The organism is Priestia sp. TRN 1309, from assembly GCF_050846875.1.
GTDB classification, from domain to species: domain Bacteria; phylum Bacillota; class Bacilli; order Bacillales; family Bacillaceae_H; genus Priestia; species Priestia zanthoxyli.
Genome location: NZ_JBOZGM010000004.1, coordinates 473983 through 500208 on the forward strand (window position 1 = coordinate 473983; position 26226 = coordinate 500208).

The 26226-nt window shown below is 37.7% G+C and carries 22 protein-coding genes; 5 read left to right on the top strand and 17 right to left on the bottom strand.

Going from position 1 to position 26226, the window contains the following annotated elements; all coding sequences use genetic code 11:
- Positions 1-113: 113 nt before the first annotated feature.
- The 10 genes from ACRPLQ_RS18690 to ACRPLQ_RS18735 form a co-directional block, all read right to left on the bottom strand.
- On the bottom strand, positions 114-3692 hold the full coding sequence (locus ACRPLQ_RS18690) for a GH32 C-terminal domain-containing protein (protein WP_432236223.1): 3579 nt from the start codon (positions 3690-3692) through the stop codon (positions 114-116).
- An 87-nt stretch (positions 3693-3779) separates the two neighbouring features.
- The gene (locus tag ACRPLQ_RS18695) at positions 3780-4607 is read right to left on the bottom strand and encodes a mannose/fructose/sorbose PTS transporter subunit IID (protein ID WP_013056298.1); all 828 of its coding nucleotides are present in this window, start codon (positions 4605-4607) and stop codon (positions 3780-3782) included.
- A gap of 26 nt (positions 4608-4633) precedes the next feature.
- Positions 4634-5443 carry a PTS mannose/fructose/sorbose transporter subunit IIC gene (locus ACRPLQ_RS18700; RefSeq protein WP_028408130.1) on the bottom strand — a complete coding sequence of 270 codons (810 nt, stop codon included), beginning with the start codon at positions 5441-5443 and terminating at the stop codon, positions 4634-4636.
- Positions 5444-5455: 12 nt separating this feature from the next.
- On the bottom strand, positions 5456-5950 hold the full coding sequence (locus tag ACRPLQ_RS18705; protein ID WP_028413929.1) for a PTS system mannose/fructose/N-acetylgalactosamine-transporter subunit IIB: 495 nt from the start codon (positions 5948-5950) through the stop codon (positions 5456-5458).
- Positions 5947-6387: a mannose/fructose/sorbose PTS transporter subunit IIA gene (locus ACRPLQ_RS18710; protein ID WP_028413930.1), complete on the bottom strand. Its 441-nt coding sequence runs from the start codon at positions 6385-6387 to the stop codon at positions 5947-5949. Before ACRPLQ_RS18710 ends, ACRPLQ_RS18705 begins: the two co-directional genes overlap by 4 nt.
- Before the next feature lie 254 nt (positions 6388-6641).
- The gene (locus tag ACRPLQ_RS18715) at positions 6642-9428 is read right to left on the bottom strand and encodes a sigma 54-interacting transcriptional regulator (protein WP_432236224.1); all 2787 of its coding nucleotides are present in this window, start codon (positions 9426-9428) and stop codon (positions 6642-6644) included.
- A 356-nt stretch (positions 9429-9784) separates the two neighbouring features.
- Positions 9785-11236, bottom strand: a complete 1452-nt coding sequence (locus ACRPLQ_RS18720) for a glycoside hydrolase family 68 protein (protein ID WP_432236225.1) — start codon at positions 11234-11236, stop codon at positions 9785-9787.
- A 590-nt stretch (positions 11237-11826) separates the two neighbouring features.
- The gene (locus tag ACRPLQ_RS18725) at positions 11827-13287 is read right to left on the bottom strand and encodes a protein adenylyltransferase SelO (RefSeq protein ID WP_099000032.1); all 1461 of its coding nucleotides are present in this window, start codon (positions 13285-13287) and stop codon (positions 11827-11829) included.
- Between the two features lie 273 nt (positions 13288-13560).
- A complete protein-coding gene (locus tag ACRPLQ_RS18730; RefSeq protein ID WP_328173813.1) occupies positions 13561-15018 on the bottom strand; it encodes a glycoside hydrolase family 32 protein in 1458 nt (485 codons plus the stop codon).
- Positions 15019-15039: 21 nt separating this feature from the next.
- The gene (locus tag ACRPLQ_RS18735; protein ID WP_028413935.1) at positions 15040-16281 is read right to left on the bottom strand and encodes an MFS transporter; all 1242 of its coding nucleotides are present in this window, start codon (positions 16279-16281) and stop codon (positions 15040-15042) included.
- 326 nt (positions 16282-16607) lie between these two features.
- Here ACRPLQ_RS18735 and ACRPLQ_RS18740 point away from each other — a divergent pair, with 326 nt between their 5' ends.
- Together ACRPLQ_RS18740 and ACRPLQ_RS18745 are read left to right on the top strand one after the other, a co-directional pair.
- A complete protein-coding gene (locus tag ACRPLQ_RS18740) occupies positions 16608-17591 on the top strand; it encodes a LacI family DNA-binding transcriptional regulator (protein ID WP_028413936.1) in 984 nt (327 codons plus the stop codon).
- Between the two features lie 90 nt (positions 17592-17681).
- Positions 17682-17891, top strand: coding sequence for an alpha/beta-type small acid-soluble spore protein (locus ACRPLQ_RS18745; protein WP_013058452.1), 210 nt, complete (start codon positions 17682-17684; stop codon positions 17889-17891).
- Between the two features lie 89 nt (positions 17892-17980).
- Here the strand turns inward: ACRPLQ_RS18745 and ACRPLQ_RS18750 are convergent, their stop codons facing one another.
- Both ACRPLQ_RS18750 and ACRPLQ_RS18755 read right to left on the bottom strand, forming a co-directional pair.
- Positions 17981-18181 (bottom strand): hypothetical protein, encoded by a 201-nt coding sequence (locus ACRPLQ_RS18750; protein WP_028413937.1) that lies wholly within the window; start codon positions 18179-18181, stop codon positions 17981-17983.
- Between the two features lie 369 nt (positions 18182-18550).
- Positions 18551-19936, bottom strand: a complete 1386-nt coding sequence (locus ACRPLQ_RS18755) for an amino acid permease (RefSeq protein WP_028413938.1) — start codon at positions 19934-19936, stop codon at positions 18551-18553.
- A 464-nt stretch (positions 19937-20400) separates the two neighbouring features.
- On the opposite strand from ACRPLQ_RS18755, the gene ACRPLQ_RS18760 reads away from it, so the two are divergent.
- Positions 20401-21132: a ZIP family metal transporter gene (locus ACRPLQ_RS18760; protein WP_033578511.1), complete on the top strand. Its 732-nt coding sequence runs from the start codon at positions 20401-20403 to the stop codon at positions 21130-21132.
- 96 nt (positions 21133-21228) lie between these two features.
- Here the strand turns inward: ACRPLQ_RS18760 and ACRPLQ_RS18765 are convergent, their stop codons facing one another.
- The 4 genes from ACRPLQ_RS18765 to ACRPLQ_RS18780 all read right to left on the bottom strand — a co-directional run bounded on the left by ACRPLQ_RS18765 (position 21229) and on the right by ACRPLQ_RS18780 (position 23727).
- Positions 21229-21453, bottom strand: a complete 225-nt coding sequence (locus tag ACRPLQ_RS18765) for a hypothetical protein (protein ID WP_028413940.1) — start codon at positions 21451-21453, stop codon at positions 21229-21231.
- A gap of 147 nt (positions 21454-21600) precedes the next feature.
- Positions 21601-23187 (bottom strand): DNA-binding protein, encoded by a 1587-nt coding sequence (locus ACRPLQ_RS18770; protein ID WP_155008590.1) that lies wholly within the window; start codon positions 23185-23187, stop codon positions 21601-21603.
- Between the two features lie 181 nt (positions 23188-23368).
- A complete protein-coding gene (locus ACRPLQ_RS18775; protein ID WP_155017158.1) occupies positions 23369-23515 on the bottom strand; it encodes a hypothetical protein in 147 nt (48 codons plus the stop codon).
- A 68-nt stretch (positions 23516-23583) separates the two neighbouring features.
- Positions 23584-23727: a hypothetical protein gene (locus ACRPLQ_RS18780; RefSeq protein ID WP_165635728.1), complete on the bottom strand. Its 144-nt coding sequence runs from the start codon at positions 23725-23727 to the stop codon at positions 23584-23586.
- A 216-nt stretch (positions 23728-23943) separates the two neighbouring features.
- Here ACRPLQ_RS18780 and ACRPLQ_RS18785 point away from each other — a divergent pair, with 216 nt between their 5' ends.
- A complete protein-coding gene (locus ACRPLQ_RS18785) occupies positions 23944-25617 on the top strand; it encodes a ribonuclease J (protein WP_034266664.1) in 1674 nt (557 codons plus the stop codon).
- Positions 25618-25844: 227 nt separating this feature from the next.
- Positions 25845-25997 (top strand): YpzG family protein, encoded by a 153-nt coding sequence (locus ACRPLQ_RS18790; protein WP_014460817.1) that lies wholly within the window; start codon positions 25845-25847, stop codon positions 25995-25997.
- A 44-nt stretch (positions 25998-26041) separates the two neighbouring features.
- On the opposite strand, the gene ACRPLQ_RS18795 is transcribed toward ACRPLQ_RS18790, so the two are convergent.
- A complete protein-coding gene (locus tag ACRPLQ_RS18795; RefSeq protein ID WP_013082476.1) occupies positions 26042-26182 on the bottom strand; it encodes a hypothetical protein in 141 nt (46 codons plus the stop codon).
- Between the last annotated feature and the right edge of the window lie 44 nt (positions 26183-26226).

Sequence of the window (26226 nt, forward strand, 5' to 3'; positions counted from 1 at the left end):
TAAAAATCCTCTTCATTAACCTATGAAATTCAAAAAAGCATGCTACTTCACCGCAGCATACTTTTTTATGTTATATAAAAGCTGCCTTAGTACACGGCAGCTTTCACAATTCCTTAATCCACTGTTTCAAATTTCACTTCATTAAACAAACTAGTAGAATTCCACACATTCAGCCCAGCATAACCTTCTGAAAAGGTAGGGTCCATCGTATCGATCACCGGCTTATCATCGAGATAAACTTGAATGTGTTCTCCTTCAGCCGTCACTTTTAGATGGTAATCCGTATTTGTCTTTAAATCCAGCTTTCCCCCATCATCGTAAATAATGAGATCCTTGCCTATTCCGTCTCTAAACGCAATGAGCTTTATTTGATTATTCAGCACATCTACATTCGCAGCATAAGCATTGTTTGCCTGTTCATCCGAACGGAATACTAGCGCTCCTGCTCCTGTAGAATTTGAAACAGAATCGTCTAACACCTTTATCTTTGCTTCATATGTGAAATTTTTTGCTTCTTTTGATGATAAGGTAAAGGAATCTTCTTTGCTTCGTCCTTGTTTTCCGTTAATCGTATCGGCCCATAGTCCTCTAATATTCTTCCATCCAGATAAGTTTGTATCAACAGGACTTTTATTCCAAATAGATTTTAACGGATACATCTTAAGAGAATTTAATTTTACAGCGCCTCCTTTGCTATAAAGCTTTATTTTATTACTTGAAAGCGTTGGAAAGAGCTGGTCTGTTATTACTTCCGTGCCGTCATTTCCAAATACTTCTACAGACGACTGGTCTACAAACATATGAAGCTTAACCTTTCCGTCTTTTGGAAGCATGGGAGCAGAGTGTTTGCCTTTCACATTTTCACCAAAATCAAAATTTCCAGAGTTTGTTCGGTCAACAAACAATTGCTGCTTGTTTACGTTATAGCTGACTTTTGTATTTTCACTGCCTTCTTTTTGAATTTGAAAACCAAATTCTTGTGCATCTGTATTTGAAACATCGAATTCTGCAATGATTTCATATTTGTTTTCCTGTATGCCTGAAAGAAGATTTTTGTTTTCAGTAACCATCAGATTCTTCAACACCTTTTTTTCTTGCTTATTGCGAATTGAATCAATTGAAACAGGTATTTGTTTTAAACGAAGCCCTTTTGCTGTGTTGGTGAGTTCTATTTTTCTTGGGATTGACATAGAGCTTCTCCAAGTAGTAGTTGGGGTATTGTTGGCATATTGCCAGTTGCTCATCCAGCCTAGCCAATACTTTTCTCCGTTATCTCCTTCAACTCCGCTCCAATCTACAGCGGCATAAAAGTCGGCACCATAATCTGTCCAAAGCACTTCCTCTGGCGGGTTTTCATTTTTAAATGTTTTTCCGTCAAAATCACCAACAAAGTACTGCATACCTGAACCTCCAGCTGCCGCTCCATCATTGATGCTGACTTGCAGCACCCATTTTTTCTTTGTGCTGTCTCCATCAACCGGCAGTTCGAGTAAAGTAGGACACTCCCAAATGCCTCCGTTGCTTCCGTGAGTTGAATTCACCCATTCTCCTGACACTGTGTTCCAATCTGAAAGCTCTCCGCCTTCTCTTTGTTTAGCTTCCTCTGGTTCTTTTGCTACACTGTCTACTTTCTCCGGCATTTTTTCTGTATTAAATACATTTACATCATCTAGATTAATATGCCCCCATCCGCCTACAGCTTGATCAACGGCTTTAATGTACAGTACTTCTCCTATATACTTAGAAGCATCCCATACGTAGCGCTGGTACTTTTCATCTGCAAACTTTGTATTCGCTTGACGAATCAATTCTTTATCGTCGGATGCCCGGACTAAGGCTACATAGCGGTTTGTGGGGTCGTTTCCGCCTCCCATTAACAAATTGATTTCACCTGAACCGCTCAATTTAAAATAAGACGAATGTAATTCTCCAGTGGCATTATCGCCATCTTGCTTATCAGAAAAACCCCATAAATGATACTTTCCTTTTTGTTCAAAAAGACCGCTCCAATTTGCGGTTGCATCCGTTACATGATCGTTTGTGAATGCATTTCCCTTTATCGTTTTCCAGCCGGTGAGATCTCCTGTTTCAAAACTTTTATTTTTAATTTCTTTTTCATCTGTATCAATAAACTTTGTCATGTTAACGTCTTGAAACCGGACTGAAGATTGATTAACATGTAGTCCAAACAATCCTTTTGAAAAAGTTTCATCTTTTGCAGTAAGGGTGAAGTTATCGTCTATATGCAAATCAAGTTCATTTCCCGATGCAGTTACTTTTACTTGATGTGATTTGCTCGTATCAATTTTTTCGTTTGTTTCAGCAAGGACAGTTGAAATGCCATTTTGAAGTTTTACTAGTTTGATTGTATCCTTAGAAGCATCTACGCTAGCTATATATCCGTTTTTGGCTTCCGCGTCTGCTCGGAAAAGTAGCGCACCTGAACCATGGTTTTCATCTAAAAATGTCATATTTGACTCGTAAATGAACTGATCTCCCTGTTCTTCACTCATAATATATCCGTCGCTGTTAGATTTACCGATTTTTCCAGCAGCAGTATCATTCCACGTTCCAGTAATAGATTTCCAGTTAGATAGATTGGTTATGAAATTAGATTGATTCGTAAATTTAACATGACGAAAGACAGCTGTGGAATTCCATGCTGTTAATCCAAACTGACCGTTTTCAAAAGATGCATCACTGCCTTCTAAAACCTGTTTTCCATTTAGCAGTATCTTAAAGTGGTGACTGTTTGCTTCTACTTTCACGTGATACGCTTGTGACGTATCCAGCCTCATTGGCTTTGAAACAACGGTCGTTACGCTTCCTTTCTCTACTTTGTTAAGTGTTAAGAGGTTCTTTTCAGCATCTAAATTGACGGTATATGCGTTTGTTGCATCTTTATTAGAACGAAAAACAAGGCCTCCTGCACCTTCGCGTCCATTCTTTTCTACAAGCATAATTTCTCCCTCTAGAGTAAAAGATTGACCTTTTTGTTCAGACAAAGTATATGAATAGGCACCGCTTTGACCGTTTGCTTGAATCCCTCCGTCAGATCCAAACTCACTTGCGTATTTCCAATTTTTCAAGTCAGGTGATGTATAAAACATGATTTTATCTTTAGCAGCTAAAGACATCACCCACTGCTTGGTTTGCTCGTGCCAAAACACTTTTGGATCGCGCCAGTCAGGAACTGGGGGATTTGGCATAACAGGATTTCCTTCATATTTGGTCCATGTTCTTCCGCTGTCCGTGCTGTATGCTAGACTTTGAACTTGCCCTTTACTGCCTGAGTGCGTAAAGATAGCTACCATCGCTTCTTTTCCAAATCCTGCGGTATTATTCCAATCGATAACGGCACTTCCTGAAAAGATCTCTCCGTTCTCATCTGGCGAAAGGGCAACCGGAAGGTGTTTCCATTTCACTAAGTCTGTACTAACTGCATGCCCCCAGTGCATAGGTCCCCAGGTGGTACCGTAAGGATAATACTGATAAAAAAGGTGGTACTCCCCGTTATAATAGACCATTCCATTTGGATCGTTCATCCAGTTCGCTTCTGGAGAAAAATGAAATTGATTCCGGTATTTTTCTTGATAATACCCTGTATTATCAGCTAATACAGGGTATACAGAAAACATGCTTATGGAACAAGCGACTCCAATCATCAATAACTTTTTGACGGTTCTTTTCATCTTTCTTTCCTCCTTTATTGGCATTACTGGCTATGCAAAACATGTTCACCAGCGGATGCTAGAAGAATAGATGACTCCTCTTATTTATCAGCCTAAAAAGCCGATCCAATAACCTCCTATACCGATTAAGAAAATACCGAAAATAATAAGCAGCGGATTTGTACCTTTTCGAAGCATCCATGCTACTAATAAAGTTAGCGCTAAAGGAAGCAGTCCCGGTAAAATACTGTCGAGTACGTCTTGCACGGTTTTCACGACAACTTTACCAGAATCATCTTTGATCCTAGAAACAACCACTGGTATATTAATAGTGGTCCATTTCGAAACCAATGCTCCCATTACGAAGAGTCCTAAAATGGATGCACCTTCCGTCAGTTTTTGAATTCGATTGCCTACTAAATCTTTTAAAATTTCTGTTCCTTTTAAATAGCCATATTTTAATCCATAATATTTTGTACTTAATCGAATGGCATTAATTAAGATGAAAAACAGCAGTGGCCCGGCAATATTCCCGCCTAACGCAAGAGATGCGCCTAGTGCTGCGAGGACTGGTCGCAGCGTTCCCCAGAAAATAGGGTCTCCTACGCCAGCAAGCGGTCCCATTAATCCAATTTTCATTCCGCTGATGGCTTTTTCATCAAAATCTTTTTTATTTGCCATTTCTTCTTCCATTGCTGCCGTGACGCCGAATATAGGTGCGGAAATCCATGGATGTGTATTGAACCATTCTAAATGTCGCTTTAATGCTGCATTTCGCTGTGCCCCTGGTCCGTATAAACGTTTAATTGCTGGAATCATAACATAACAGTAGCCCATTGCCTGAACACGCTCAAAGTTAAATGAACCGAGTAAAAAATTCGAGCGAATAAACATGCTAAAGATGTCTTTTTTCGTTAATCTTTTTTCATTTTCCATCTCTATCCCTCCCTTAAGTTCGCCGTTTAGGCATCTAAATCATCATCGTCATCATCATATACTTGTTCGCTCCCTGTAGCTGCTGGAACGCCTGCCGGCTGCATTTGATTTCGCTGCTGCATTACTTGCTGATAAAGAAGGGCTAAACAAAGACCTAACGCCCCAAATCCTACCAGGTTAAACCCTGTAAATGCCGCTAATAAGAACCCGATATAGAAAAAAGGTTTTAAATGAGGAATGTTCATCATATTGATAACCATGGCATACCCTACGACCACGATAATGCCTCCCCCAATTTGCAGACCTTTTGTAATAACTTCCGGAATATTTCCGAGGAAAGTTTGCACGGCGCTTACGCTGATTAATGTAACAATTAACGTTGGAATCATAACGCGGAGAGCCTGAAAACCCATAGCAGTAATATGCATAATTTCAATTCCTTTAAAGTTCCCTTCTTCCGCGTACTTATCAGCTCGATGAATTAAAAATACTGTGATGGTACGAACAAAAATGGTGAGTACTTGCCCTGCAGCTGCTAAAGCTATAGCTACCGCAATGCCTTCACCAATCCCCTGACCAGCTGTGATAACCAAAATAGTTGAAATAACAGAAGCAATAGCCGTATCAGGTGCCATCGCCAATCCAACATTCATCCATCCAAGAGCCATTAATTCCAGCGTTCCGCCTAAAATAATGCCCGTTTTTAAATCTCCAAGCACCAAGCCTACTAACGTGCAGGCAATGAGAGGACGATGGGATTGCCCTTCGTCCAATACGCTTGCGATGCCAGTTACCGCTGCAATGACTAATAATAAAATAATTTGTATGGAAGACATAAACTCATCTCCTTATTTGATTTTTGTTTCATTTCTCAGTAGTTGAATAAAATTTTCGCTAGAATCTGAGGGTAATTGGCGCAGCTCAAGCTTTACGCCTAGTTCCTGCAGTTTCTCAAAAGCATCGATATCTTTTTCGGTAACGCTTACAGATTTTGTGATTTGTTTTCGGTCATTAGCAAAACGCATGCCGCCTACGTTTACTGTCTCGATAGGCACTCCAGCTTGAACAAGAGCTACAATATCTGCAGGACTTTCAAACAGCAGCATGGCTGTTGTATCCTGATAACGAGGGCTGTGAAATGCTTTTGTCATTTTAGAAATTGAGACAGCACTTGCTTTTACATTCGAAGGAGCCACAGAAAGAATAAGCGTTTTTCGCATTTCATCCGCTGCCACCTCATCTGAAACAATGATAATTCGATCTGCTGCATTTGTTTTGATCCATCTTGTTAATACCTGCCCGTGAATAAAGCGGTCATCAATTCTTGCTAAAACGATTTTCATAATAATCCATCCTCTCCGATTTGGTTTGCTTGCTGGACTTTCTCCAAATGTTCACTGCACACTTGAAAACTTTCTTCATTCACTTGCTTTAATCTCCCTAGCATCTCTTTTAATGTAACGTGTTCTCTCATGGCTAACACTTCTAATAACATAGGCAAGTTAACTCCGGATACCATATCCGCTGTTTTGTTTTTAAGGATATAGGGAGTAGCCGCATTGTAAGGTGTACCTCCAAAAATATCGACTAGAAAAAGCACTTCATTTTCTAAGGGCATTTCCTCTAATGCTTGCTTATATTTTGCTTCAAGCGTTTGGATACCCTCTCCTTTTAGAAAAGGTACGGCTACTACGTGATTCTCTTCACCAAATATCATTTTGGAAGACCCTTCTAATGCTGGTGCGAAATCACCATGCCCACTAATAATGACTGAAATCATGTACACTTGCTCCTCTCTTTTACGTTCTACACTTATTTATTGCAAGTATCGTGCCAACAAAGAGTATTAAGCGCTTTCATTTATTTTTCAATACCTTTTTCTTTGTTGTTGATACAGGTTTCTTAAAATAAATAAACCTGTATCAAAACGTCATGCGTTTTAATACAGGTTTTTCTGTTATTTAAAAAATGGGATAAAAAAAGAAACTAGCGGCATATAAATTAAACTAGTTTCTTGGGATTATCATATGATTTTTACATTTCATCCGCAAAAATGGTGGCAATAAATAATTTTTCATCTCTTGTTAAGGTAAGTTTAAGCTTTTTTTCGACGGCTTGTAATGTTTTTTCCGTTTTTTGATAAATATTTTCTAACTGAGGAGTGATTTCTTCATCCTCCGGAAAAGCAAGAGGTTCGTTTTTTATCATTCTTTCTAAAGCAAAGGCTGTATGCATCACAATTCGAATCATAACGGTGTTGCTTAATTCCATTTCTAACTCATCTTGTACGTGATTTAACCACTCTAACAGAATTTCACTTATGAGATACGGATTAATAAATAGAAGGTACTTTCGTAAGTTTTCTTCGCAAAGTTCACGCACTACAATATTCCCTTCCGTCTTCTCCTCATCATAGCGTATCGTTTCTTTTGTAATTGCCTGTTGAAGTATTCGCTCTCCCTGCCCTTCAATAAGGACTTCTAGTGATACATGAGGCGCATCAATCTTAGGGTTTTTGGTACCTGCTGTTGCGACAATTTCATATTCTTTTTGAATTTCCCGAATGTTTGCTGCTAATTTAATAGAAGAAACGGTTAGAATTTTAATAGGCTCTTGAGATACTTTCCGTGAAATAATCGTTAAGATTTTTTCTAATTGTTTTGCTGTACCGCTTCCTGTTGTACAAATAGAAACAAGGGCTTTCTTTTTCCCAAACACATGCTGCTGCTTATCTATAAATTCCATAAAGTCTTTTTGCACCGAATCAAATATAGCATATAAATTTAAGTCTAAATAATTTACTTTTCTAACGGTGTCTAACACCATAGACGTCGTCACGTTGCTGATTGTTTTAATCTTAGTCCCTGATTTTTGTTCTAACTTGCTTTCTAACATGGCAAGCGAGCCCATGTCTACAAGCATTAATACGCCTTCTCCTTCATCTACTTTCTTAATTCCCTGGATTAATCTATCTACAATTTCGACTGGAGATACCGTCAAAGGCACATCAATAGCTATAATAGGAGTACTTCCTAAAAGCTCCGTAGCCACTTCTACCATAGAAGTTGCCGTGCTGTTTCCATGTGCAGCAACCACAATCCCCACTCGCTTATTTTCTTCTAACGTTCGAATGGATTGAATAACCATTGTGAGATAAATAACTTCTATTTCTGGCACGACAATGTTAAACCACTTTTCAATTCGATTTTTAAAAAGCAGGGCTACCGCATATTCTTTTGGATACGTTTCGCGAATTTCATCTATCTCCTTTGTATTTAATACGTCTACTTGTTTTTTTCGCTTTAAAAAGGATTCCATATGCATACTCAAAAAATGAATAAATCTGCGATCAAATTTACAGTTCAATTCTTTTTCTGCTAAATGTTTTAATTCTTTTGTAAGCTGAATTACGTCGTCTTCTACGAATTTCATTAAATTAGAACTCTGGCCATTTTTTTGATTAAAAAAGCTCCGAACATTCAAATGAATGTCAGTAAGAATATATTGATTGATGTCTTCTTGAGATAAACCTTCTTTTGTTAAAACATCTACTTTTTCTTCTATTAACTGATATAAATTAAATGATACGTCTTCCTCTATTTTTATTTCTTGGCTCTCCATAGCCGGAGAAATGATCGTTTTGAGATTTACATATTCAGAAATTTTTCTGCTGCGCTCCATATTTTTACTATTTGAAATCCAATCTCGTTTAATACCATCAGGCAAATCTCTCACTGTAAGTTCCACCATATGTTTACTATCAAGGTTATTTAAAAATCCGTGTGCGCACACGAGCTGTACATTGGACTTTAACTGCCCTACATTCCCGAATTTTTCAGTGTGGATTAAAGCATTTAATACATCAATGTGGACACTTAGCTTTTTATTAATTCGTTTTGCTTCTTGTTCTAAAAGAAACGTTGTGAGACGAATCTTTTCTTTGAGAGATCGCTCTTCTAATGACGGAATATGGATAGTCATCGGAATTCTTCTTAAGAAAGTTTGCAGTAAGGCTGAACCGGGATTTTCAGTTGTAGCACAAATAATTAATACTTTAGACGTTCGCTTATGATCTGTTTCCCCCAGGCGATTGTACGTACCTTGATCAATGAGGTAAAAAAGCATTTCTTGACCTTCAGGAGGAAGCCGGTGTATTTCATCCATAAAGAGAATGCCTTCATTTGCTTGTTCTACTAAACCTACTTTACTTTCAGTTGCTCCAGTGAAACTCCCTTGCTTATGACCAAATAACTGAGAAAGAAGTAATTGAGGATTATGGTAATAATCAGCGCAGTTAAAGGTAATGAACGGGGCCCCTGTTTTTAACCTCTCTGAATATATAGCAAATTGATAGATTCGTTTTGCAAAAAGAGATTTGCCTGATCCCGTGGGACCTAATAGCAGCATATGTAACCCATTGGGCGGGTAAAGAACAGCAGCTTTTGCTTGAGAAATCGATTTTTTCAAACTGCCTGTGGCTCCAATCATTAATTCAAAAGGATTAGCAGAAAGTGCTTCTTCTTTTCCCCCATTAGATAGCTGCTCTAGTTTTTCCACTTCCATCTTATTCGTATCCCACTTTTGACGAAAAATGGTTTCGACAATCTCTAGCGGAGCGTAGCGAACGGGGAACATTTTAATTTTAATTACTTTTTGCATGCGGACAAGTTTGTTCAGTTCAAGACTTACATTAGATCTCTCTAAATCTAATTGTTCAGCAATTTCAATCGCTGAGCTTCCTTGTTTATGTAAAAGTTCCACTTCTGTAAACTCCTGAAAATTACTCAACAGCTGATTGTATACCTTATCAATTCGTTTCATTAGAAGCACCTTCTTTATTTTCAGTTCACGATCGGAAGTTTCTCTTTCAAAGAAATGAGACATTCCCTACTACTACAAGTTATTTCATCTACAAGTACCATCATGTCATACTAATCTATGAAAGCGTTTCAAGCCATTATATGTAAATATATTAAGTTAGTCAACCTTGCATGTCAACCGGTTTCATTCTTAAAGTTATAGTCTGTCTGAATGTTTCATTTTCTTTGAATAACTGTGAATCTGTATATACTACTTTTTCATTCTACTTAGCACTGCAGTTACAGCATATTTTTGCTTACATAATAAAACGAAAGAAAACAGCAGCAGTTGTCGCCATTTTCTTTCGTTTTTAAAAATTATTTATCTGCAGTTAATTGTCCTTGTTGTAAAATACTATTTTTCACAACAGCTGTTTTTGATCCTTTAATACTTAACAAGAAGCTAGGAGCAAACGTAGAGTGTTCCTCTGAATAGAAGCCTCTGTTTGTCATGTAACTTGTAATCACGACATTGTCTCCTTTAACTTGTGGAACTGCAAAATGTGAATACGTGAACGTTTTGTCATTAGGATCGAGGTTCATATGTAAAACAAGTCCTGTATCATTTAGCGGTTTGTATTTTCCTGTCAGCGTATTTGATACGTATCCTAGCATATATACGTCATCTTGGCCGATACCATCAATGGTCATTTTAGACCCGCGAGAATCTGTGAATAAGTACCATTTTCCATCTTTTTTGAATACATTTGCGCGTTCAATTTCATCTGTTACCGTGTTTGAGGTAATCAGTGGATCCATTACTTTTTTTAAGGTATAGTCGTTATTTAGTTCTACAATGCCTAATGCGCCGTTCGCTAAAGAGGCTTTCTTTTTATTAGAACTCTGCAGTAATTTCTCTTTTTCTGATTGGAAAAATGGATTGTTTCCACCGTAGTAAGCTCGATTGTAAAGAGAATCCTCCCCTTGATAACCATCTTCAGTTCCTGTGTTTGCTTCAAACACAAGGTATTTATGCCCTTTATCTTCTACATAGTGAGGATCTCTCAACGTATGATTATCTTCTGAACCATATGCGCCTTCGTCGATAAACTGCTGAATATTTTGATATTTTTTACCATCACCATCAAAAATGGATTTATGATCTTCAACACCTTCAATTTTTAACGTATCTGCACTTGGCTGAGATACATTTACTTGAGCTGTTGTTAAAGTTTGTTTTCCATAGTTTGTACCTGAAAAATTAGTATAGAATAAGCGTACTTTTCCGTCTGATGTTAAAGTAGCAGATCCTGACCATTCTTGTGTTTGTTTTTTCAAATGAGGGTCATTCGGTACAAATTTATCACTGTCTTTGAACACTCTTCCTGCATTTTTCCAACTGTCAATCGACTCTTCACCTATTTCTTGATAAAACACATAAATAGATGTATCATCCGCATCTTTAGGATTGCCTGCTAGCGCAAATACAACTTGGTAACCATGGTAGTTGGCTACTGTTCCGTCAGCATTTTGCAGAGGCCAGCTGTCCCATACGTCTAAGTCAATTAAATTACCCGATTTATCATACCCTTTTGCAGAGGCAATATTTTTGATTGTTGCTTTATCAAAAGCTGGAACTTTAAACTGTTCGCTTTTTTGCTGCTGAGGAATTTTCAGCATGTTATCACGTGTAATATGAGAAACTCTATAATTATTATTTGTATCTTTATGATTGCTTTCAGCTGCCCATGTTTGAGATCCAGCACCTACTAACATAGCTGCAGCAAAAGATAATGCTGTTGTTCGCTTTGCGATTTTCTTAATGTTCATCTGTTTTCTCCCTTTTGTATCATACTTTTTCTTGTGTTACTCACAAGTGATCCATTTTCTATGTATCGAGAAGTCATATCCATCTGGTGAAATAACAGAACCGGTTCCATTACCTTTCCAAGATTACTTGCATAATATTGAAAAGTCAAATAGGTAAAATGGAGTGATCCTACCCTTTTTTATCCCTTTGTTTTTTTAATTTAGTTATAAAGTCTTAAATCTTTAACTTTTTAATTAAATCGGCAAATTCATCATTATATTTAACCTACTATTCTTTTATAAGCTTTTCTACAGCTGTTAAAGTACCCAAGCTTCAAGAAAATATCGTTAATGTATTTTTTGTGAAATAGTGGAATAATTTATTATATAATAGTTTCTACTGGTAATAATAAGAGACAAAAGAATTAGGTAATCTCTTTTTATTTTGATTCTTTTATACTGTTAAATTTTATGCAGCTCTTCCCAAGGAATCGCTATCATTTCAATTAATCAATCATACATTTTTCAGGAAATCAAAAAGAGCTCTTTATAAAGAGCTCTTTTTGGTTTCATTTATGCTGTCTTTAAATAGCTGTTCTTATCTAAATAAATCAAGTGCCGCAGTACGTTTGATAAGGCTGATTAGACGGAGCAGACGGTGTACAATACTCTGACTGATCCGGCGATTCATATGGGCTAGAAAGCACTTCTAGAAGATCTTCCATAACGCTGTAGTCTCCTTTTTGTGCTGCATCTAGCGCTGCTTCTACTCGGTGATTTCGAGGAATGACAGCGGGATTGTTATGTTTCATAAGCTCTTCCGACTCTGCTTTAGATTGTTTTTGTCTGCCTAGTCTTTTCTGCCATAACTCCTGCCACTGTGCAAATTCTTCGCTTTCAAACAGGTCACTCTTTCCTAGCTTATTGAAAGTTAATGCACGAAATGTATTTGTATAGTCAGCTTTATAGGTTTTCATCATGCTAAGAAGCTCTTGGAATAATGCTTCATCTTCTTTTTCTTCGTTAAAAAGCCCAAGTTTAGCCTGCATACCCGCCAGCCAGTTTTCTCGATAGAATTTTGGAAATTCCGTCACGGCGTTTTGTGCTATTTCAACTGCTTTTTCTATATCTTGATCCAACAGAGGTAATAAAGCTTCAGCAAACCTCGCAAGATTCCACCCTGTAATGCCTGGTTGATTTTGATATGCATAGCGCCCTTGTACATCAATTGAACTAAATACAGTTTCTGGATCATAGGTATCCATAAATGCACATGGCCCATAATCAATTGTTTCTCCGCTAATTGTCATATTATCCGTATTCATGACGCCATGAATAAAACCAATAAGCTGCCATTTAGCAACTAGGGTAGCGTGACGCTTAATCACTTCTTGAAGCAATGATAAATATTTTTTTTCATTCTTTTCTATGTGGGAAAAGTGACGTTCTAATGCATAGTCAGCTAAAGCTTGAAGGTTTTCGACTGTTCCCCATTTTGCAGCAAATTGAAATGTGCCAAAACGAAGGTGACTGGAAGCTACACGCGTCAAAATCGCCCCCGGCAGTTCTTTTTCGCGAACAATGGATTCGCCTGTTGTTACGACTGCCAGGCTCCGAGTAGTCGGAATACCAAGGGCCTGCATCGCCTCACTAATCATATACTCACGCAGCATAGGTCCCAGAGCTGCACGACCGTCTCCACCCCGGGAATACGGAGTTCGGCCTGAGCCTTTAAGCTGAAGATCCACTCGTTCACCCGAAGGCGTAACTTGCTCCCCTATCAGCATAGCCCGTCCGTCTCCTAGCATGTTAAAGTGGCCAAATTGATGTCCTGCATAAGCCTGTGCAAGTGGGAAAGCACCTTTTGGAACACTGTTTCCAGCCAAAATGCTAACTCCTTCTTGGCTTTGCAGCTGTTCTTTTTGTAACCCTAGAGATGCGGCTAAAGAGTCGTTAAATTTGACTATTTTAGGTGAACTCACTGGATTAGGATCAAGAGGCGTAAAAAAAATGTTTGGTAACTCCGCATAGCTATTACGTAAATTCCATCCTGTTTCTTTTTGATTAGTCATCGTATCTCCTTTTCTTCTTGTGTCTTAAAACATAACTCTTTTCTTTACTGATCGTGGTTTTATAAGTGCAGCAGCCCTGCTCTATCCTGCTTTCTTTTGGGCATCTTAGAGCAGGACAGTTTCTCTTTCATTCATTATCTCTTTTACTATTATATCGTATTTGCTCGTACTTTTAATCTAAAGTGCCTTATCCATTTATATACCGCCACTTTGTTGACAAGCTATTAAATGCTCAAAAAAGAAGAAGTATTAATATACTTCTTCCTCTGTATTTTACCCCCAAATATCTTTTAAATTCCAATACGTTAACTCTTTTACGATTACGTCTCCTCCTTCAGTAAATAACTCAATTCCAAGCCTGCTTTCTTTTGGATAAATGCGGCTTGTCATGGTAGCTTGTCCTTCGTTTGCAAATACTTCGATGGAAGAACGATCCACAAATATTCGTAAAGCTAGTGTCTCACCTGCTTGCAACGCTACTTTCCTCACTCCATCTTCTTTTCCCGAGTGAGTACAGTCAAGCACTAGCTTTTGCTCATTAAGGTTATAACACATAAGCGTTTCTTCATTGTTTATTCCACAAATTTTTATTCCTACTGATGAAGCTTGGCAGTCCGCTAAATCAAATACAGCTTGTATCTCTAGCAAATCTTCATTCACTTCTACTACATAGCTTTCAGAAAGAGCTTTATTGGTTAGCATATTATATTGAGTTTTCCGAAGTGATGTCAGCTCTTGGACGGGGTTCATTAACACTTTATCCTCTCTTAAAGTTAGTTCTCTCGGAAGCGTTAGCGCACCGCACCATCCATCCTCTTTCGTTGGCATATTAGCTTCCCACATGTCCATCCACCCGATTGCAATTCGTCTTCCTTTATCATCTAAAAGCGTTTGAACAGCATAAAAATCGTGGCCGTGATCTAATTCAGTAAATGACCCATGATGAAAGGTATTGGTTTCATAACTATATTCTCCAACTAAATATCCCGTTTGGAAAAGGTTGTGATAGGAATCACCTTTTGCTTCTATCCCTTGAGGAGAAATCATTAACACATGCTTTCCGTCTAACTCAAAGAAGTCCGGACACTCCCACATATATCCTAGATCTCCATCGCTTTTAGCAAGGACGCCAACATATTCCCATTTTCGTAAATTTGAAGACCGGTATAAAATAACGCGTCCCTCTTGTTTCTTTGTTGAGTTTCCTAGAATCATATACCAGAAATCCTCGTGCTTCCATACTTTAGGGTCTCGAAAATGATGAGAACTATCTGCCGGCGGCTCCGCAATAACTGGGTTGACCTCTACTTTTTCAAAGGTAATGCCGTCTTTACTAACAGCTATATTTTGGTTTTGAAAAAAAGTATCCAGCTCTTTGTCTATATAATTATGTCCTGTATAAATTAGCGTAAGCTCTCCTTCGTTATCCACGGCACTTCCAGAAAAACATCCATCTTTATCAAATGTATCTCCAGGAGCTAAAGCAATCGGTAAATGCTGCCAATGAACAAGATCTTTGCTTTTGACATGTCCCCAATGCATCGGTCCCCAATTCTCGTCATAAGGATGATGTTGATAAAAAACATGATATTCTCCTTTATACTGAACCAACCCATTCGGATCATTAATCCAGTTCGCTGGCGCCATAATATGATACCCTAACCGATATTGATGATTTACCTTTTTCTCTGCTTCATTTAATGAACGTTGAGCTTGCTCGATTTTATTTATCGTTAACATCATCATATCCCCCTATATAATCTGCGTGTTTTCTTGTACATCTTTTCTTATAAACTTATGTTTTTTAGAGTTTAGTAGTGTAAACATGGAAATAACGTTAAATACCAAAACCATACCTCCCATAATTAAATAGGTACGGGAAAAACCTACGCTATCATATAATCCTCCCGCTATGGGTGAAAGAACTGAAGCACCTATTTGTGAAGCGAATTGGAATCCAACCAAATAAAGGATAGAAGATAGGCGCGTGTCAAAGTTAGCTGCCAAATATTTAAAGATGGCAATGAGCATAATAGGAAGTTCTAATGCATGAATAAGCTTCATCGAAGATATTCCAATTGGACCAACCACAAGTCCTGACCCAATAATACGAAATCCCATTAGAAACCCTGCTAAAATCAAACTATTTTTTGCACCGATCTTATTTACAATAAACGGTGCTGCGAACATCATTCCGGCTTCTAAAAATACTTGAAACGAATTTAAGTAGCCAAATACTTGATTACCTATCGATTCAGTAGGAAACAAAGATGCGTAATAGATAGGAAATTGCTGATCGTATACCCCATACACGCACGTAACGCCAACAACATAAATCATAAAAAACCAAAATTCCTTCAATAAGAATAAATTACCTACATCTCTCAGCGTGACGGATTCAGCTTTTTCCATTTCATAGCTGCTCATTTCTACCTTCACAGAAAAAATAATAGCCACTAGGATAACCGCTGAAACGGATGCCACCCAAAAATTAATATGAGGATTAATGTTAAATAGTTGTCCTGCAAAGAATGTAGCTGCAGCCCATCCTAATGACCCCCACATTCTAGATTTCCCGTACTCAAATTTATATTTTCGGCTGACTTTCTCTATGTATGTTTCAATCGCTCCGATGCCCGCCAAAAACGCTACTCCTAAATATAAGCCTCCAATAATAGCTCCTATCAACACATTGTATTGAAGTAACGGCCCATAAACAAAAATATAAAATGGTCCTACAAACACTAAAAGACAGCTAATAAAAAATAAAATGTGTTTCTTTAAACCTATCCTGTCAGATATATATCCGTACAAAGGCTGCATACACAATGCAAAGATAGCGTTTACAGAAAAGATTAAGCCTGTAGCTGATCCGTTCAACTTAATCTCTTGCCCTAACCAGATAGAAAATAAAGAGTAGCTCGACGACCACGTAAAAAAGAAGAAGAAAAAATATGCACTCAGCTTCCAATATAAACTTTTTGAACTTTTCATTTTAGTTACCCCTTTAGCTTAAGATATAAAATCTTTTATCTAACAAAATGAAAGCACTTTCAACTTGATTTTATGTCAACCGGTTTCATATGTCAACCGGTTTCACATTTTATATTGCAAAAAGCTTGTATTAGGCGTAAAAGTGGGCTTTGTGGTATGTTTAAGTTGTTCAATAAACCGTTTACAATCCTTACATAGATTTTTATGTATCAAAATAAAACGTAGCGACTGGAAAGCTGCTCGCTTGATTGCATTTATTTTAAGGCTTTTCCATAGCAGATATATACTATAAAAGCAAGGTTTTGGAGAAATTAGGAGGAAACTAGATGAAAGCCAAAATTAGTGATGTAGCAAAAATTGCAGGTGTTTCACCGACTACAGTTTCTCGTGTATTAAATAACCGTGGTTACATAAGCAAAGAAACGCGAGAAAATGTCTATAAAGCAATGAAAGAAATTAATTATTTCCCAAATGATATTGCGCGTTCATTATTTAATAAGCGAACAAATTTAATCGGGATGATTGTCCCGCAAACGAGCAACCCTTTTTTCGGAGAGTTAGCCTTTCATATTGAAAGTATATGTGCTTCCCTTAACTACAAAGTACTTCTTTGTAACAGTCTGAATCGCATTGATAAAGAAAAAAAATATGTAGAAATGCTTATCAGAAATCAGGTAGACGGTGTTATTGCCGTTACTTATAATAGAGGTATTTTTGATTCCGAAAGTCAAAGCCTTCCTGTAGTAGCAGTCGATCATTATTTATCAAAAGATATTCCTACCGTATCTTCTGATAACTATTCTGGAGGAGAACAAGCCACGGAATTGCTTATTTCAAAAGATTGTAAGCATATTATTCATATTAACGGTCCCCTTAAACTTGAAACTCCAGCTAACTTAAGAAGGAAAGCATATGAAAACGTGATGAAACAGTACGGAAAACAGCCTATCACGTATGAGATTTCAAATACCTTTGACCGCAACATTCAGCGAGAAACTATTTCTAAGGTTTTTGAAGAACATCCGGAAGTAGATGGTATTTTTGCAAGCGATGACTTACTTGCAGCTTTAGTAGTTGCTGAAGCACAAAAAAGAGGAAAATGCATCCCAAAAGATTTAAAAATCGTGGGCTATGATGGAACAGAAGCCAGTCAGACTTTGTTACCTGGCTTAACTACAATTCAACAGCCAATCGAATCGATTGCTCAAACAGCCATTGATATTTTACTAAAAGAAATTGAAGGAGAATTTAGTAATGTCCCCCGTGAAATCTGTCTTCCTGTTAAGCTTCTAGAAGGGCAAACGACGTAAAAATATGTTTTTTATAAAATAAATATCAGTTTGTTGCATATTCTTCTTCCTTTATTCACACCTTAACGTTACAGAAAGGAGTTGAATACAATGGCAAACAATAAAAGCAGCAATAATAATGAATTATTAGTATACGGAGCTGAACAAGCAATCGATCAAATGAAATATGAAATCGCTAGCGAGTTCGGAGTAAATTTAGGAGCTGACACTACTGCACGTGCAAACGGATCAGTAGGCGGCGAAATCACAAAACGTCTTGTACAATTAGCTGAGCAACAACTTGGCGGCGGACGTTTCTAAGACAATTTCATACACACCATGACTTAAGGAAGAATGGATATCCATTCTTCCTTTTCATATATTTAATTTCCATCTTTATATAAAAATTATTATTGCTCATCTTCTTTACTGACTGATTTTGTTTTTCCTTTCTTTAGTACAGCACTGATTCCTAAACAACAGACAGCTGCTATCCATCCGGAGATGAGAAAATAAACAGAAGTATTTGCAAAGAGTGTACCTATTAAAATAAATAGGCCTCCGAGAATAATAAAAAAGACGTGACCTTCACCAATTTTTTTCACCTTCATCACCTCTCCCCTACCTGCGTATACAAACTAAGGTTCAGATACAAAAGAAACTTCTTGATAAACAAGAAGTTTTCTTACGTCCGTTTCTTTTTCAATAAAAAATAAAGGTGTTTTCTTTTTATTTATTCAACAAAACCACTCAATATTCTTCTCAATTACGTGCTATTTAATAATTTCTTCTGTTTTATACTCTTTCATAAATACATCAATAACATCTCCTGCTTCCTCGTTCTCCTCCTGCATTTGAACGAGTATTTCGTTTTGTGCATTTAATGACATTTTTTCTTATGTCTTTTATTTAAGCAAAACAAAAAAACGGCTTTTATCAGCCATTTTTTTGTTTTGCTTTTCGATTATGAAAAAGCATATTTATTTCTTTATTTGACCGTTCTCTGTATCGGGTATCATACGTTTATTGATTCCGAATGCGTAAAAACTAATGACAACGAGAGCGAGGAAAATAACCCCTACAATAAGTGAAATACGCGTTTCATCATTAAACCACATGCCTACAAGCACCATTAGTAGAAAAGCAATGGTTACATAGTTCGTTACAGGCGCAAAAGGCATTTTGAAAGGATGACTATCCATTTCAGCACCTTTAGCTTTACGGAAACGAATTTGGCTGATAAGAATAATGAACCAAGGAATCATTCCAGGAAGCACGCTAGCACTGTATACATAAACAAATACATTAGGTGGAGCGATGTAGTTTAAAATAACACCAATTACTAATCCAATCATAACAGCGAGCGTACTGTAAATTGGAACGCCGTTGCGAGAAATTTTTGTAAAGAATTTAGGTGCTTGACCGTTTACACCGAGCGTATAAAGCATGCGTCCTGCACTAAAGATTCCGCTATTACAGCCTGACATCGCTGCCGTAATGACTACAAAGTTAATGATACCTGCAGCTGCCGTAACACCAACTTTAGCAAATGTAGATACAAATGGACTTCCTAAAGAATCTAACTCATTCCAAGGATATACCGTCACGATGACGAAAATAGCGCCAATATAAAAAATTAAAATGCGCCAGATGATGCTTTGAATTGCGTTTCTTAACGTTTTTTTAGGATCCTTTGCTTCACCAGCTGTAATCCCAATTAGCTCGACTCCTTGATAAGCTGCAATAACAAGAGATAGCGCGAAGAAAAAGCCTGACCATCCGCCTGCAAAGAAGCCTCCGTGTGCCCAAAGATTTGATAACCCGATTGCGTCTCCATCATTTCCAAATCCAAAGAAAATTAATCCAAGTCCCGCGATAATCATTAAAATAATTGTTACAATTTTAATCATCGCAAACCAAAATTCAAACTCTCCAAATGATTTCACTGAAACTAAGTTTGCTGTGCCTAAAATCAACATGGCGATAATACCAGGCACCCAAGCTGGTAAATGAGGGAACCAGTAATGCATATATGCTCCTACCGCTATAATTTCGGACATCCCTACGATTACAAATTGAAACCAGTTACTCCAAGCAGCCATATAACCTGCTAATGGATGAATATATTTGTGGCCAAATGTAGCGAATGAACCTGTGCTTGGTTCCATGTACAGCATTTCGCCCATAGCACGCATAATAAAGAAAATAAACATTCCGCAAATTGCGTAAGCAAGCAATACCGATGGACCTGTCCATTGAATCGTGCTTGCTGATCCCATAAATAATCCAACGCCAATTGTTCCACCAAGCGCGATCATTTGAATGTGACGAGATTCTAAGCCTCTTTTTAACTCTTTGTCTGCCATTCCATTTCCTCCTCCTAAACTTGTTATAGCTCTGTTAGGAAAGATACTTTCTGTTTCTGATGGAACAGCTGTCGTTTTTAAATCATTCCATTTTTACCTAGTACCTTTACAACTAAACTATTTTTTCTATTTTTAGCTATTCGACTGTATAATTACTTATTTTATAATAATAAATTTTCCTCAGAAATACAATTGTTTTTTTCAGAAAAACACTTAAGTAAACCATTTACCTCTGTCAAATCAGTCATTTTCGTAAAATAGTTTTTTATTTCAGTATAATTAAAATTTTATGAATATTAAAATAAATATAGTCTCAGCTTGGATGCTGGAACACTCTCTTTCACAAGGATAACGAAATGAAACCATTACTTAATCGAATAAATTCCTTTTTTCTACTTTTACGTTTTTTCTTTCTTTTCTTAGGGAAAGTATCCATAGAAAATAGAGATGAGGAGGGATTTTTCATGTGGCAAGCTGCGATGTGGGGCGGAATTTCAGGATCAGCTGTCCTTCTTGGTGCTTTGGCAGCAGTTTTTTTGCCTATCGGCAAAAAGATAATTGGTTATATTATGGCTTTTGGGACGGGTGTATTAATTGGAGCATCTACCTATGAGCTGCTTGGAGACTCGGTTCATAGCGGCGGGTTAAAAGCTACTTCTCTTGGGTTCCTTGCGGGGGCTGTCGTTTTTACTTTTTTAGACTATCTAATTTCACGTCAAGGAGCGAATAAAAGAAAGAGGTCTACAAAACAAATGGCCGCGAATAGTTCTGGAATTGCTATATTTATAGGAACCGTCATGGATGCAATCCCAGAGTCCATTATGATTGGAGCTAGCTTAATTGAAAAAGCAACCGTTAGCTGGCTTCTTGTTATCGCTATTTTTATAAGTAATATTCCTGAAGGACTGTCCAGTACGACCGGTCTAGTAAAAAGCGGATTCTCTAAGAGGAAAATTTTTTTACTATGGGCAGCTGTTTTGTTCATTTCAGCTTTTAGTTCATGGACAGGCTTTGTTTTTTTAGATCATGCATCTGAGACACTTATGGCTGCTATTGCTGCTTTTGCCGGCGGTGGTATTATTGCTATGGTAGGTTCTACAATGATGCCAGAGGCCTATGAAGAAGGAGGTTCTATTACAGGATTGATTGCTGCACTTGGATTACTTGCTTCATTGATACTGGATCATTTTTCTTAATCGTCTTCATACTACTTTTATCGTTTCCAAGTAGAAAACAGAAAGCCTTCTACTTGGAGATATTTATCTCAAGCACATTATGATAAATGTGTCTTCTTAATAAATAAAATCGTAGTTCTCTCTTATTTCCTGAGTAAAAGCTTTCCAATCCGTAGCTTCAAATTCCGCATCCCGTGCTTTTAACTCTTTTTCCATTCCTTGAATCTCTTGAACAGCTTCTATTGTTCTTTCACTTCCTGGCCCTACTCTCCAAATTAATTCTTTGTATTCTTTAATTTTATCCATTAGATAACCTGTCTCTAATTCTTTATATTTAGACATATTAGCTGACTCCTTTTACTTCATTCTTTCTTCTAAGATATCATATTTCTCCTTTATGGATAAGCCTCTCCTCTGACGTTTCTTTAACCTCAAAGATAGGAAATACAACAACAAAAAAGCAAGCACAAGTGCTTGCTTTCACTATTATTAAGGCAGTGGTTCAACCGCTACGTTCCCTACCGTTACAGCTTCTGTATATGCGTTCGTACTGCTTTGGCGTAAACGGAGATTAGCACTCCCCGCTGCACTTGGATTTAGTTGGACATTTACAACCTTTTCTCCATTTCCAGCTGCGTCCGTTGTAATTGAAAAATTGCTGCTGTATCCATAGGATGACGGCCAGCTTCCATCTGCGTTTTGGACTTTAGCAATTTGAGTTCCCGATCCGTTATATACACCTAGATTAAACGTGCTGTACGCAGTGTTAGCTGAAAGCCCGCTTACCTTTACGCGTATTTGGAATACGCCGCTCGTTGGTAAAATGGCTTGATGTTCAAATGTGTAAGCACTAGCAGTTGGTGGTTGCGTAGTTCCACCTTTATAACCATATGAACCAGATGCAAAAGTTGACGTATCGTACCATTTATACCCTGCTGTAGGTGAAGACCATGGTTCTGGCTGAGGCTCAGTGGACTGACTTGGCGTTTCCGACGAAAGTAATGCTGTAGCTTGATCCAATTGAAGTCCTGATACTTGATTCAAAGAAATATAGCTTTCTTGCTTCGCTAACCAATTGACCATATTTACAAGCAGTGTAGAATCGTCTTGTTCCTTAAATCCGTCATATGTGGTTTTAGAAGATCCTGTATCTTCTCGTTTATATTTTGGTGTAGCATCTTCAACCGGTGAAGAATCTCCTATAAAAGCAGCTTTACCTGCCCCTACTTTTGAAACAGCAGCAAAAGGACCTTCTGCTCTTCCCCCTCCGTTATACACTCCTTGATCTACAGCATTTGACCATTTTGCCGTTGTCTTAGGAAGATACACAATTCCTTTTGCTTTGTTTGGGTCCGTAATTGCAACCGTAGAACCAGCATGCATAGCAACGGTGGAAACACCTAGCGTAATACCGAATGCTTGAGAAGGAGATACAATATCATTGGCTGTCACATCACCAATGGCATTATAGCGAAAGCGAACACCAAAGTTACTTGCTAACCAGTCAGAACTTGTTACGTTTTGCATTGCCTCAGAGTTTGCTTCTTCCGTTGTCATGCCTTTTGCTGGGTTTGTCCATGCTCCACGACGGTACCCGTTAAAAACTTCTGAAGAATCCCAGCGGTTTTTGTTTCGGTCTGCATTGTAATGATCAGCAATAAAGAAGACGCTTCCCCCGTTCTGAACATATTGTAAAAGGGCAGCTTGTTCAGAAGATTTATACGGAATATTTGCTTCTGGCACAACAAACACACTATAACCGCTAAGGTCACTGTATGTAATCGGCGTAGATTTCCGCAGCTCTTTTACATCAAACCCGCTGCCAGCCAGCCCTTTCCCAAAATCAGAAAAACCTCCGTCAATAACCCAATCTGCTGTACCCGCCGTTTGACCATGGGTATTATCAAACAAGATTTTTTTACCATTGTTTTCATTTACAACAGAAGCTTTAATTTCTGGTGCAGGGTCAGCAGCGCTTTCTGCTGATGCTGGATGAGTAGTAAAAGGCAGTGAGATAGATAAAGCTGTACACATTGTCAAAACGGCATAACCTACGCGATTATATTTTTTCCGCATATAAAATGCTCCCCTCAAATTTTTGCAACGCTTGTCTTTTCAAGAGGATTATAGCAGGTTCATTTATGATTTTTTTAAATTTATTGTAAATAATATATATTTTTTCAAAAAAGGTTCTTTATACCTTATATTTGTCGAGACATTCCCTTTTAAATATGCCCATGATTATATGTAAAATTTGTTAACGATAACGACTTGAATATTCGAGAATACTGCGCAGCATTTGACGTGTACTCTTTGATTCGTTTGCGCGTTCTTTATATTCAAGAGGACGACTAGGCGTTGACTTATTTTCTTCTTTATACTGAGAATTTTTGTGTTCTGACACGTTTTTTCACTTCCCTATCTCTATTTTATCCAGAGCAGCTCAAAGCTGCTCTTTTGTCTGTCACTCTTTTATTTGTTATGACGACTTGCTTTTGCTTTTTGAAGCTCATCTGTATGAATATCGTTTGATAAAATATTTTTATTCACATTATCAACAGGAGCTGCTGCACTGCTGCTGACTCCTTGGTTTGTGCTTTTATTTTGTTTACTCATTTCATCCACCTCCATGTGTAACGTCTATATTTTATGGAGTTATAAAAAGAAAATAAGAGGTAGTATTAGGAAAATGACTTTCTTTTCTTTTTGCTTGCATCCTCATATTGAATAAAAATAAAATCTCCATATTTAACAGAATGCACCAGAAATAAATGTTCATACTAAGAGTAGAAATTCTGCATATTCATTTTGAAAATATAGGAGGAACTAAGTGTGAGTACAAATAGAAACACACTATCCATTTTTGCTTTAGGGGGCATTAATGAAATAGGAAAAAATATGTATGCCGTTCAATATGATGATGACATCATTGTAATTGACTGTGGCTCTAAATTCCCTGACGAAAGTTTATTAGGAATTGATTTGATCATACCTGATATTACATACTTGCAAGAGAACCGAGAAAAAGTTCGAGCACTGGTTGTTACACATGGTCATGAAGATCATATCGGAGGTATTCCTTATCTTCTAAAACAGTTAAGCCTCCCCATTTATGCAACAAGCCTTACACTCGGATTAATCGATATTAAACTCCAGGAGCATCAATTATCTGCTGAGACGGAGCTTATTGAAATCAACGAAGAGTCAGAAATTACATTAGGCAATATTCCGCTTTCTTTTTTTAAAACGAATCACAGCATTCCAGATTGTCTTGGAATTGTCTTTCATACGCCTGAAGGAGCTGTTGTACATACGGGAGATTTTAAGTTTGATTTAACTCCTGTTAACGACCAATATCCAGATCTTCATAAAATGGCGAAAATCGGCAGTGAAGGTGTACTGGCTTTAATATCAGAAAGTACAAATGCTGAACGCCCCGGATTTACACCTTCAGAAAAGCTAGTTGGCAAACATATAGAAGAAGCTTTTCGTAAAGCAAAGCGAAAAGTGATTATTTCTACTTTCGCCTCGAATGTTAACCGCGTACAGCAAATTGTCGATGCAGCGATTAAAACGAACAGAAAGCTTGCGCTGCTAGGAAGAAGCATGGTTAACGTTGTATCAGTTGCCTTAGAGAAAGGATATTTAACCATTCCTGAAGGGATGCTGATTGAACCTTATGAAGTACATTCACTTGCGCCTGAACAAGTCGCTATTCTCTGCACTGGAAGCCAAGGCGAGCCGATGGCCGCTTTATCTAGATTAGCCAGCGGAAATCATCGACAAGTAGAGATTCTTCCTGAAGACACGGTCATTTTATCAGCAGGGCCTATTCCTGGCAATGAACGTAATATCTCTCGTATTGTCGACAGTCTTTTCACACTCGGGGCTCATGTGATTTACGGTTCAGGAAGCGCAACAGGCATGCACGTATCAGGACATGGCTATCAAGAAGAGCTAAAATTAATGGCTACATTGATGAAGCCAAAGTATTTTATCCCCATTCACGGTGAGTTTCGAATGCTTCATCACCACAGCTTATTAGCAGAATCCGTAGGGGTGGAAAAAGCGAACATTTTTATTATAAATAACGGTGATATTGTCGACATCAAGGGCGGAACAGCTGTTCAAACAAGAAAAATCTCTGCAGGCAATGTATATGTAGATGGGTTTGGCATTGGGGATGTTGGAAATGCGGTTTTACGTGACCGCAAACAGCTTTCAGAAGATGGCATGCTGGTTATTGTCATTACTTTAAATAAAACGGAAGGAAAAATTGTGTCGGGTCCAGATACAATTTCGCGAGGTTTTGTTTATACAAGAGACTCAGAGCAGCTATTAAAAGACGTTAATCGACAAGTGACTAAAATTGTAAATCAATTGCAAAAAGCGCACGTTCACCAATGGAACATCATGAAAAAAGAAATTAAGACCACCCTTGGACAGTTCTTATATAACCAAACGAAAAGAAGACCTATGATTCTTCCCATCATTATTGAAGTTTAATCCCTCCAGCAAAAACTGCCTTAGTCCCCACTAAGGCAGTTTTTCCCTTATAAATCCGAAGCTTAACCTAAAGTTAGAAGTTGCCTTCTGTAGTTTATGAATAGGCACTGCTTTTATATGTATGGTTAAAAGTGTTAGGTGTATTTCTTCTTTTTTACCCCATTCTATAAGAGAGATATTTCACCGCAAATATCTTGTGAAAGTATCCTATCCTTGAGGTGATTATGATGAATGATAAAAATCATGTAGATCAGCATTCAGAACTATTCCGCCACAACTGGACGAGACCGAAGCGTTCAAAGTCCCAAGTAAATGGACATACAGAGATGTCTCAAACGAACATCATCTTGCGAAGTAATGCAAAAGCTCATCGTTGGTAAGGATACACTTCAACAAAAAAAAGACGCGAACGCGTCTTTTTTTGTTATTGGCCGTCTGCCCCGCTTTGAGTTATCTTGCGAATATGACCATCTTCATAATTATTTTCTCGTAGCGCTTTTGCTTTGTCATCTACTACTTGTTTTTGATCTACTTGTGAAGAAGGAGTCTGCTTGTTTTTTGGCATGATCATAACCACCTTTTATTTTGTAATTGTACAACGTGCATAGT

Coding starts and splice junctions, on each gene's coding strand:
- ACRPLQ_RS18690 (WP_432236223.1), bottom strand. CDS start 3,692: ATGAAAAGAACCGTCAAAAAGTTATTGATGATTGGAGTCGCTTGTTCC.
- ACRPLQ_RS18695 (WP_013056298.1), bottom strand. CDS start 4,607: ATGGAAAATGAAAAAAGATTAACGAAAAAAGACATCTTTAGCATGTTT.
- ACRPLQ_RS18700 (WP_028408130.1), bottom strand. CDS start 5,443: ATGTCTTCCATACAAATTATTTTATTATTAGTCATTGCAGCGGTAACT.
- ACRPLQ_RS18705 (WP_028413929.1), bottom strand. CDS start 5,950: ATGAAAATCGTTTTAGCAAGAATTGATGACCGCTTTATTCACGGGCAG.
- ACRPLQ_RS18710 (WP_028413930.1), bottom strand. CDS start 6,387: ATGATTTCAGTCATTATTAGTGGGCATGGTGATTTCGCACCAGCATTA.
- ACRPLQ_RS18715 (WP_432236224.1), bottom strand. CDS start 9,428: ATGAAACGAATTGATAAGGTATACAATCAGCTGTTGAGTAATTTTCAG.
- ACRPLQ_RS18720 (WP_432236225.1), bottom strand. CDS start 11,236: ATGAACATTAAGAAAATCGCAAAGCGAACAACAGCATTATCTTTTGCT.
- ACRPLQ_RS18725 (WP_099000032.1), bottom strand. CDS start 13,287: ATGACTAATCAAAAAGAAACAGGATGGAATTTACGTAATAGCTATGCG.
- ACRPLQ_RS18735 (WP_028413935.1), bottom strand. CDS start 16,281: ATGAAAAGTTCAAAAAGTTTATATTGGAAGCTGAGTGCATATTTTTTC.
- ACRPLQ_RS18740 (WP_028413936.1), top strand. CDS start 16,608: ATGAAAGCCAAAATTAGTGATGTAGCAAAAATTGCAGGTGTTTCACCG.
- ACRPLQ_RS18745 (WP_013058452.1), top strand. CDS start 17,682: ATGGCAAACAATAAAAGCAGCAATAATAATGAATTATTAGTATACGGA.
- ACRPLQ_RS18750 (WP_028413937.1), bottom strand. CDS start 18,181: ATGAAGGTGAAAAAAATTGGTGAAGGTCACGTCTTTTTTATTATTCTC.
- ACRPLQ_RS18755 (WP_028413938.1), bottom strand. CDS start 19,936: ATGGCAGACAAAGAGTTAAAAAGAGGCTTAGAATCTCGTCACATTCAA.
- ACRPLQ_RS18760 (WP_033578511.1), top strand. CDS start 20,401: ATGTGGCAAGCTGCGATGTGGGGCGGAATTTCAGGATCAGCTGTCCTT.
- ACRPLQ_RS18765 (WP_028413940.1), bottom strand. CDS start 21,453: ATGTCTAAATATAAAGAATTAGAGACAGGTTATCTAATGGATAAAATT.
- ACRPLQ_RS18770 (WP_155008590.1), bottom strand. CDS start 23,187: ATGCGGAAAAAATATAATCGCGTAGGTTATGCCGTTTTGACAATGTGT.
- ACRPLQ_RS18780 (WP_165635728.1), bottom strand. CDS start 23,727: ATGAGTAAACAAAATAAAAGCACAAACCAAGGAGTCAGCAGCAGTGCA.
- ACRPLQ_RS18790 (WP_014460817.1), top strand. CDS start 25,845: ATGAATGATAAAAATCATGTAGATCAGCATTCAGAACTATTCCGCCAC.
- ACRPLQ_RS18795 (WP_013082476.1), bottom strand. CDS start 26,182: ATGCCAAAAAACAAGCAGACTCCTTCTTCACAAGTAGATCAAAAACAA.